This window comes from Corallococcus sp. 4LFB, from assembly GCF_046520365.1.
GTDB lineage: Bacteria > Myxococcota > Myxococcia > Myxococcales > Myxococcaceae > Corallococcus > Corallococcus caeni.
This window is the reverse complement of the sequence record NZ_JBKGHJ010000791.1, coordinates 1-2,551: the sequence shown is the minus strand read 5'-3', so window position 1 is coordinate 2,551 and position 2,551 is coordinate 1. Positions and strand designations below refer to the sequence as shown.

Sequence of the window (2,551 nt, the reverse complement as noted above, 5' to 3'; positions counted from 1 at the left end):
CGGCCGCGGGCAGGGCGGGCTCCGCGGGGGCGCCCGCCACGGCGGCCTGGAAGTGGCCCGGGACGAAGGGCTTCGCGAAGTGCGTGTCCTGGCCCTTGTCGAGCATCCGGAGCATGTGGGTGGCCTCGGACACGTGCTCCTTCTCCTCCTCCGCCAGGTGGAGGAAGAAGGCGCGGACCTCCGGATTGGAGGAGTCCTCGGCGTAGGCCTCGTACTCGTTGATGGTCTCGAGCTCGCGTGCCAGCACGGCGCGGATGCGCGCGACGTCGGACCGCTCGGTGTCGGACTTTCCGGCCATTGGGAGCGGACCCTCGCAACCCGGGGAGTGACCGTCAAGTGAAACAGCGGTCGAAGGGTTTCCTGCTGCATGCCCAAGAACGCCGGACGTAGAGTCCGCCCCTTCGTGACCGCCCCCGCTCCCGCATCGCCGCCCCCATCCGGTCCTCCGGCCGCTCCCCCAACGTCCGTCCCTGAACGCAGCGCGGGAGGGCGGGGCGCGATGCTGGTGGGCATCGGCATCCTGGCGTCGCGGCTGATGGGCCTGGTGCGCGAGCGCGTCTTCGCGCACTACCTGGGCAACGCGGAGGCCGCCGCCGTCTTCAAGGCCGCGCTGCGCATCCCCAACTTCCTCCAGAACCTCTTTGGCGAGGGCGTGCTGTCCGGCTCCTTCATCCCCGTCTACGCCCAGCTCCTGGGCAAGAAGGACGCGGACGAGGCGGACCGGGTCGCGGGCGCGGTGTTCGGCCTGCTGGCCCTGGCCACGGGCGTGATGGTGGCGCTGGGGATGCTGGCCACGCCCCTGTTCGTGGACCTCATCGCGCCGGGCTTCGAGGGCGGCGAGCGCGACCTGGCCGTGCGGCTGGTGCGCATCCTGTTCCCCGGCACGGGCTTCCTGGTGCTGAGCGCGTGGTGCCTGGGCATCCTCAACAGCCACCGGCGCTTCCTGCTGTCCTACCTGGCGCCGGTGGTGTGGAACATCGTCATCATCGCCACGCTGCTGGTGATGGGCGGCCGGTACACGGCCGGCGGCCGCGTCGCGGAGGAGGCCCTGACGGAGTGGCTGGCCTACGGCGTCGTGCTGGGCAGCTTCCTCCAGTTCGCGGTGCAGGTGCCCACGGTGATGCGCCTGCTGGGCCGCTTCCGCCCGGTGGTGTCGCTGGCGAGCGCGTCGGTGCGCCAGGTGCTGAAGAACTTCGGCCCGGTGGTGCTGGGGCGGGGCGTGGTGCAGTTCAGCGCGTGGGTGGACACCGCATTCGCGTCGCTCATCTCCAACCGCGCGCTGTCCTCGCTGCTCTACGCGCAGACCATCTACCTCATCCCGGTGAGCCTCTTCGGCATGGCGGTGTCCGCGGCGGAGCTGCCGGAGATGGCGCGCGCCACGGCGGAAGGGGAGGCCCAGGCGCACGCGAAGCTGCGAAGCCGCATCGACGCGGGCTCGCGGCGCATCGCCTTCTGGGTGGTGCCGTCCGCCGCCGCGCTGCTGTTCCTGGGGGACCTGGTGAGCGGCGCGCTCCTGCAGACGGGCCGCTTCGGCGCGGCGGACTCGCGCTACCTCTGGTACCTGCTGATGGGCGCGGCGGTGGGCCTGGTGGCCTCCACCGTGGGCCGGCTCTACGCGTCCGCCTTCTACGCGCTGAAGGATCCGAAGACGCCCCTGCGCTACGCCATCGTGCGCGTGGCCCTGGGCACCGTGAAGGCGTGGTTCCTGGCGCTGTGGCTGCCGGAGCGGCTGGGGCTGCCCCGGGAGCTGGGCGCGGCCTTCCTCACCCTGTCCAGCGGCATCGTGGCCTGGGTGGAGACCACGCTCCTGCGCCGCAAGCTGCGCTCCATGGTCGGGCCCGTGGGCCTGCCGGCGGGGCTGCTGCCCCGGCTGTACGGCGCGGCGGTGGTGGGCGGGCTCGTGGCGCTGGCCGTCAAACAGGGCCTCACCGGCCTCCTGGGCCCCATGCCCGGGGTGGGCGTGGAGTGGGGCGGGGCGCTGCTCGTGCCGCCCCGGCTGCACCCGGTGCTGGGGCTCCTGGCGACGGCGGTGCCCTTCGGGGTCGTCTACTTCGCGGTGTCCGCCGCGCTGGGCGTCCCGGAGGCGGGCGCCGTCTTCCGCAAGGTGGGCCGGAAGCTGGGGCTCGCCCGGTAGACGCGGCGCGGCGCCCGGTGGGACGGCTGCCTTCCAGGCGGTGGCTGGGCGCTCGAACGGAATGCACGACAGGCCCCTCTCCGTTGCGATAGGAGGCCGAATTTTAGGGGGATGGCCGTATGCGGCTTCCTCCGGGCATGGCGCGCGTGTAGAGTGCGCCGCCTTTTTCAAGAGGCCCTGACTTCAAGGAAGTCCCGGGTCGAAATCGTCAACGGAAGGTCTCGGCAGTGAGCGACGAGAAGAGCGGCGGTAATTCGGGCGGTCCTGGCGGTTTCGGTCCCAAGAAGCCGAAGGCCACGTTTGGCGACGTGATGCTGGGCATCCCTTCGGGGGGCCAGGGCAACGAGCGCGGCGGTGGCCGTGGTGGCCGCGACGAGAAGAGCGGCCCGGGCCGCGGCGAGCGCGGTCCGCGCGACG

At 72.2% G+C, this 2,551-nt stretch carries 2 protein-coding genes and 1 pseudogene; 2 read left to right on the top strand and 1 reads right to left on the bottom strand.

Annotated features, from left to right (window positions below):
• On the bottom strand, window positions 1-298 hold a 298-nt coding region (locus tag ACLEQD_RS41185), incomplete at its 3' end, for a ferritin family protein (RefSeq protein WP_410391380.1).
• 201 nt (window positions 299-499) lie between these two features.
• Between ACLEQD_RS41185 and murJ the strand changes: the two genes are divergently transcribed.
• Together murJ and ACLEQD_RS41175 are read left to right on the top strand one after the other, a co-directional pair.
• Window positions 500-2,134 (top strand): murein biosynthesis integral membrane protein MurJ, encoded by a 1,635-nt coding sequence (gene murJ / locus ACLEQD_RS41180; protein WP_410391379.1) that lies wholly within the window; start codon window positions 500-502, stop codon window positions 2,132-2,134.
• Window positions 2,135-2,361: 227 nt separating this feature from the next.
• Window positions 2,362-2,551: pseudogene (locus tag ACLEQD_RS41175) on the top strand (hypothetical protein); the annotation flags it as partial.